The sequence below is a fragment of the Pacificibacter sp. genome (assembly GCF_039769035.1).
Taxonomy (GTDB): domain Bacteria; phylum Pseudomonadota; class Alphaproteobacteria; order Rhodobacterales; family Rhodobacteraceae; genus Celeribacter.
In genome coordinates, this window is the sequence record NZ_JBDMZG010000156.1 from 1 (window position 1) to 6,436 (window position 6,436).

8 protein-coding genes are annotated in these 6,436 nt (G+C 52.4%); 4 read left to right on the plus strand and 4 right to left on the minus strand.

Annotated features, from left to right (window positions below; translation table 11 throughout):
- The 4 genes from ABF287_RS13550 to hemJ form a co-directional block, all read right to left on the minus strand.
- A partial coding sequence (locus tag ABF287_RS13550; RefSeq protein ID WP_347185533.1) for an FAD-dependent oxidoreductase occupies nucleotides 1–437 on the minus strand: 437 nt, incomplete at its 3' end.
- Between the two features lie 15 nt (nucleotides 438–452).
- Entirely contained in the window at nucleotides 453–1,742 is a 1,290-nt protein-coding gene (mnmE, locus tag ABF287_RS13555; protein ID WP_347185534.1) for a tRNA uridine-5-carboxymethylaminomethyl(34) synthesis GTPase MnmE, read from the minus strand.
- 25 nt (nucleotides 1,743–1,767) lie between these two features.
- Nucleotides 1,768–3,039 (minus strand): transcription termination factor Rho, encoded by a 1,272-nt coding sequence (gene rho / locus ABF287_RS13560; RefSeq protein ID WP_347185535.1) that lies wholly within the window; start codon nucleotides 3,037–3,039, stop codon nucleotides 1,768–1,770.
- A 124-nt stretch (nucleotides 3,040–3,163) separates the two neighbouring features.
- Entirely contained in the window at nucleotides 3,164–3,616 is a 453-nt protein-coding gene (gene hemJ, locus ABF287_RS13565; protein WP_347185536.1) for a protoporphyrinogen oxidase HemJ, read from the minus strand.
- A 408-nt stretch (nucleotides 3,617–4,024) separates the two neighbouring features.
- Here hemJ and ABF287_RS13570 point away from each other — a divergent pair, with 408 nt between their 5' ends.
- The 4 genes from ABF287_RS13570 to ABF287_RS13585 all read left to right on the plus strand — a co-directional run.
- A complete protein-coding gene (locus tag ABF287_RS13570) occupies nucleotides 4,025–4,624 on the plus strand; it encodes a nucleoside triphosphate pyrophosphatase (protein ID WP_347185537.1) in 600 nt (199 codons plus the stop codon).
- On the plus strand, nucleotides 4,621–5,451 hold the full coding sequence (locus tag ABF287_RS13575; protein WP_347185538.1) for a shikimate dehydrogenase: 831 nt from the start codon (nucleotides 4,621–4,623) through the stop codon (nucleotides 5,449–5,451). Before ABF287_RS13570 ends, ABF287_RS13575 begins: the two co-directional genes overlap by 4 nt.
- Nucleotides 5,448–6,065, plus strand: a complete 618-nt coding sequence (gene coaE / locus ABF287_RS13580; protein WP_347185539.1) for a dephospho-CoA kinase — start codon at nucleotides 5,448–5,450, stop codon at nucleotides 6,063–6,065. Before ABF287_RS13575 ends, coaE begins: the two co-directional genes overlap by 4 nt.
- The coding region (locus ABF287_RS13585) for an exonuclease domain-containing protein (RefSeq protein WP_347185540.1) at nucleotides 6,058–6,436 on the plus strand (379 nt) is incomplete at its 3' end. The genes coaE and ABF287_RS13585, both read left to right, overlap by 8 nt.

Here is a 6,436-nt window from a genome sequence, read left to right on the forward strand (position 1 = left end):
CTGCCATCCCCCAAAGCCACACCAGAAACACGATCACCGTCCATCAAAAGATCGGTCACTTCACTTTCGACGATGCTTAGGTTTGGCGTGTTTGAAAGCTCGGCGAGCATTTCCGTTTGATAGATTTGACGGTCTGCTTGCGCGCGTGGGCCTTGAACTGCGGGGCCTTTGCGACGGTTGAGCAGGCGATATTGAATACCGGCTTTGTCGGCGATGCGCCCCATAACACCGTCAAGGGCGTCGACTTCGCGCACAAGGTGGCCTTTTCCCAAGCCGCCAATGGCCGGATTACACGACATAACGCCGATATTGCTCATTTTGAGCGTTATCAAGGCCGTTTTTGCGCCCGTGCGTGCAGCCGCGGCCGCCGCATCAGCGCCCGCATGACCGCCTCCGACGACGACAACATCAAAATCTCGTTGTTTCACGTGAAACATTCCTTAGGTCTATGGCTACTTGCCAATGCAAAAACTTGAGAAAATCTCATCTAACAGGTTTTCAACATCAACGCGCCCCACAAGTGCATCAAGGGCTCGAATCGCCGTACGCATATCTTCTGCAGCCAGTTCAGCGCGCTCTGCGCCCATCAGTACTTCATTTTTCGCCGAATCCAAAGTGGACAAAGCCACTGTCATCGAAATTCTATGCCGCTCGCGCGTGGCAGTGGATGCGCCAGAGGCCATGGATGACAAGCGATCAGAGACCGCAGCGACAAGCGCCTCGATGCCATGGCCAGACTGGCCTGATACTGACATTTGCGCTGAGGTGCCGTCATCATCTTTGCCAACAATAACCAAATCACCCTTTTTGGGTGTGATTTCAGGGGCTGCGTCCGCAGTTCGGATCAAAATGACCCGCAGATCGGCGGCTTCTGCGCGTTCTTTTGCGCGTGCGATACCAACGGTTTCGACGATATCAGTGGTGTCGCGCAGGCCTGCGGTGTCGAGCAAGGTGACAGGCAAACCAGCCAAGTCCATGCGCACTTCGATAACGTCGCGCGTTGTGCCGGCCACTTCCGATGTAATTGCAGCTTCGCGCCCTGCCAAAGCGTTGAGCAAGGTTGATTTCCCGACATTTGGCGGGCCAACGATGGCGACCTCAAACCCTTCGCGAATGCGCTCTGAAATTCGCACGCCAGAGACTTCGGCCTCAAGCTCAAGCATCACTTCGGCCAGCAGTTCAAGAACTTCGGGAGACACATCGACGGGAACTTCTTCGTCGGCGAAATCAATCGTCGCTTCGATCAGCGCGGCGGCGCGAATAAGCGAGGTGCGCCAGCCAGAGGCCTTATCGCCCAAAGCACCGGACAAAACACGCATCGCTTGTTTGCGTTGTGCTTCGGTTTCGGATTCGATCAGATCCGCCAAACCTTCGACCTGCGCCAAATCAAGACGTTCGTTTTCAAGTGCACGACGCGTAAATTCGCCTGCCTCTGCCATGCGCAAACCGTCAAATTTGGACAGCTCTTCCAAGACAGATTTTACGATCGCGACGGAGCCATGCAATTGCAGCTCTGCGCTTTGCTCGCCCGTAAAGGATGCGCCTTTTTCAAAGCACAAAACCAAAGCCTCATCCAACACATCGCCCTGCTCATCTTTCAAAACGCGCAAGGATGCATGGCGCTGTTTGGGGACAGAACAACATAGTTTTTCAACCGTCCAAAACGCAAGAGGCCCGGAAATCCGGACCACTGCGACGCCTGCTTTACCGCGGGCTGATGCGAGAGCATAAATCGTATCCATAGGCTAACCCATTGATAATTATATATTATGCATTCATTGAGTCGAAGAATTCGGAATTCGACTTTGTTTGCTTGAGTTTGGAAATCAGGAATTCGATCGCATCGGTTGTGCCCATCGGATTCAAGATACGGCGCAGCAAGTAGGTCTTTTGCAGGTCTTTTGCATCGACCAAAAGCTCTTCTTTACGCGTACCAGATTTGAGAATGTCCATCGCAGGGAAGACGCGTTTGTCAGCGACTTTGCGATCCAGAACGATCTCGGAGTTACCTGTGCCTTTGAATTCCTCAAAGATAACTTCGTCCATGCGCGAACCTGTATCGATCAAAGCGGTGGCGATGATGGTCAAAGAGCCGCCCTCTTCGATGTTACGCGCGGCACCAAAGAAGCGTTTTGGGCGTTGCAGAGCGTTGGCATCCACACCACCGGTCAGAACCTTACCTGAAGATGGCACAACGGTGTTGTAGGCACGGCCCAAGCGCGTGATGGAATCGAGCAAGATCACAACATCGCGTTTGTGTTCCACGAGACGCTTGGCTTTTTCGATCACCATTTCACAAACGGCAACGTGACGGGTGGCAGGTTCGTCAAAGGTCGACGAAATAACTTCGCCTTTCACCGAACGCTGCATATCGGTCACCTCTTCAGGGCGTTCATCGATCAAAAGAACGATCAAATAACACTCTGGGTGGTTGATGCCGATTGAAGACGCGATGTTTTGCAACAACACGGTTTTACCAGTGCGCGGTGGCGCCACGATCAAAGACCGCTGACCTTTACCAATCGGCGCAACAAGATCGATGATCCGTGCAGAGCGATCTTTGAGCGTCGGATCTTGGATTTCCATATTCAAACGCTCGTCTGGGTAGAGCGGTGTCAGGTTGTCGAAGTTGATTTTATGGCGCGTTTTTTCAGGATCTTCAAAGTTGATCTGCGTCACGCTTGTCATGGTGAAGTAGCGCTCGTTGTCGTTTGGCGCCTGCATCAGACCCTCGACGGTGTCACCGGTGCGCATACCAAATTGACGCAGAATCTCTGGAGACACGTAAATGTCGTCAGGGCCAGGCAGGTAGTTCGCCTCAGGAGAGCGCAAAAAGCCGAAACCGTCTTGCAGAACTTCCAAAACGCCATTGCCGGTGATTTCCCAATCTTCTTCGGCGCGCTCTTTGAGGATCGAGAACATCATCTCGCCCTTGCGCATCGTGGACGCGTTTTCGATCTCGAGCTCTTCCGCCATCGCCAGCAAGTCTTTGGGGGTTTTGGCTTTGAGATCAGAAAGATTAAGGGAATTAACAGTCATCGCGACATCCAAACTGTGACCGCAGGGCGATCAGTTTTTAAAAGTGGTGTGAAATTTCCCATGAGTGCCGGACGGCTGGGAGTTAAGGTTCAATAGCCAGCTGTGTGGGGTGAGTCAATCTTTCTCAGATTGGCCGCACGATAATCATGATCACGATAATGATCATCAAAATAGTCGGAACCTCGTTCATCAGCCTGTATTGCTTGCCTGTCAGACGATTTTGACCGGCAACGAAGTCTCTGCGCATGCGGCCGCACCAAAGGTGAAACCACGTCAAAAGGATCACACTGCCCGCTTTCACCCAAGACCAGCCTGAGCTCCAATCGACCACGCCTGGGGTTAAGACCAATGCCAATCCGAAAATCCACGTTGATGTGGCAGCAGGTGTCATGATCACTTTGAAGAGCTTGAGTTCCATGTCTTGAAACAAGCGATCTGTTTCACTGCCGATTTCGACGCTTTCGGTATGGCGCACGAATAAGCGTGGCAAATAGAAAATACCCGCCATCCATGAAATCACGGAAATCACGTGAAGCGATTTGGTCCACGGATATAGGTTTGAGAGGATCTCACTCATTCTGGGCACTCCAATGTTCGTACCCTTCTTAAAATAATATAAGAAAGAAAGAAAAGATGATGTTGTTTGTAGGGCCTGTGGATTGTGTGGATTATCGAGTTATCCCATCGCTTTCTACACAAGGATAAGCCGAGCGTTCAAAACCACGTGTTTCTGTGGATAAGATCTAAAACAGTCAAATTAACAGAACGTTATGAATTTGAAGGCTGAGGATGAGTGTTCGGATATCTGCTGGACAGCATTTTTGAGCCGATAAAATTCACAGCCCCGCAATTTTCTTTTCCACTTAGGAGAAAGCGTTGGTAGAAAACGTGAAACTGCCGACTTTTCCCCACGGATTTTCCATGACATGGTTATCCCCGTAAGGACCAACACGGTTCAGGGTATCTTTTCCACAGGATCATCAACATGTCTCAATCACTGATATTGGCTTCAGGGTCGTCGATTCGTCAGACGTTGCTTGCCAATGCAAAGGTACCATTTGAAATAAATGTGCCGCTTATTGATGAAGATAGTATTAAAGAGGCGCTGATTGCCGAAGGCGCGTATCCACGCGATGTGGCGGATGCTCTTGCAGAAGGCAAAGCGCGCAAGATTTCGATGAAGTTTCCCGACGCCATCGTGCTCGGCTGCGATCAGGTGTTGTCATTTAAAGGTCGTTTGATTTCCAAACCCAAAGACCAAGACGAGGTGCGCGCGCAACTGGCCGAATTGAACGGTGAGCGGCATAAACTGCTGTCTGCGGCGGTGATCTATGAGGCGGGTGAGCCGAAATGGCGTCACATTGGCGAAGTGCGTTTGCAGATGAAAACCAATTCCGACGCCTATTTGGATGATTACGTCACCCGCAATTGGGACAGCATTCGTCATTCTGTTGGCGGTTATAAGTTAGAAGAAGAAGGCGCGCGGCTGTTTGCGCGTATTGATGGCGACTATTTCAATGTTCTTGGTTTACCGCTTTTCGAAATTCTAGGATACCTTGCTCAAAGAGGAGTGATTTCATCATGAGCACGAAGATTCCATTGGCGGGCGTGATTGGGTCCCCTATTGGCCACAGTAAATCACCGGATTTGCACGGGTTTTGGCTCAAACGATATGGCGTCAAAGGGCACTACATTCATTTGGATGTGGCGCAAAGTGATCTCGAAGAGGTCCTGCGCAGCATGCCAAAAATGGGGTTTGTTGGGGCGAATGTTACCATTCCGCACAAAGAAACAGTGCTGTCGATCGCCGATGTTGTCACTGACCGTGCCGCCTTGATCGGCGCTGCAAATACGCTGATCTTTCGGCCCGATGGTAAACTTTACGCTGATAATACAGATGGTTACGGGTTTGTTGAAAACCTGAGGTCCAATGCGGACTGGACGCCAACAGCTGGCCCGGCGGCGGTGTTTGGTGCAGGGGGTGCGGCGCGCGCGGTGATTGCGTCGCTTTTGGATGTCGGCGTGACCGAAATTCGCCTGTCAAACCGCACACGCATTCGCGCAGACGCGCTTCGGGCCGAATTTGGCACCAAGATTTCCGTCGTCGAATGGGTGCAAGCCGGCAGCATGTTGGAAGGCGCGATGACCGTTGTCAACACGACCTCGCTTGGCATGGTCGGTAAGCCTGAATTCAATGTCCCGCTTGAGGCCTTGTCGCCCAAAGCCGTGGTGACGGACCTTGTTTACACGCCGCTGCGCACCGCGTTTTTGGAAAATGCCGCCAGAAATGGCTGTCAGACTGTGGATGGGCTTGGCATGCTGTTGCACCAAGCGGCCCCTGGGTTTGAGCGTTGGTTTGGCGTGCGTCCTGAAGTGGACGAAGAAACGCGCCAAGTTTTGTTGGCAAAATGACCGACGCGCGCCCCATAGTTATCGGGCTGACCGGCTCAATCGGTATGGGCAAAAGCACCACTGCGCAGATGTTTAAATCGGCAGGCATCCCTGTTTGGGATGCTGATAGCACGGTGCACCATCTGTATACGCGCGACGCGGATGCCATTCAGGCGATTGGCGATATTTGCCCCGCTGCAACTGTAGATGGCACGGTGGACCGCGAAGTTTTAAAGGCTTGGATCAAAGAAACGCCAAATGCGTTCAAGCAGATCGAACAGATCGTGCACCCTTTGGTTGCCCAAGATCGACAGCGCTTTTTGGCGCAAAGTGAGGCGCCCATCGTGGTGCTCGACGTGCCTTTGCTGTTTGAAACAGGGCTGGCGCAAGACGTCGATGTCATTGTCGTTGTGTCCGCGCCCTATAGTGTGCAGCGCGCGCGGGTTTTGGCGCGGCCGAACATGACAGAGGCGCAATTTGACGCGATTGTTGCCAAACAGGTGCCCGACGCTGAAAAACGCGCCCGCGCGGACTTTGTGATTGAAACAACCTCGCTTGAAGTGGCTGAGGCAGGCGTGCAAAAGATACTGGCAACCCTCAGGGCTGCCCCAACCACGGAGAAACCGCGTGCGTGAAATCGTTCTTGATACTGAGACCACAGGATTTGACCCGCTGACGGGGGACCGTTTGGTTGAAATCGGTGCGATTGAGCTCGACAATCACATCGCAACGGGGCGCACCTATCACCAATACATAAATCCCAAACGCACGATGCCTGCAGGCGCGTTCGGGGTGCACGGGATTGGTCCAGATATTCTTGAACCACCCCGCCCTGCCCGCGCTGACGAAGTCACCTTGCTGGACAAGCCCGTTTTCAAAGAGGTTGCGCAGGATTTCTTGGACTTTATTGGCGACAGCACGCTTGTGATCCACAACGCGGCCTTCGATATGAAATTCTTGAATGCCGAGCTTAAAACCGCTGGCTTGCGACAAATTCCGTTTGAAC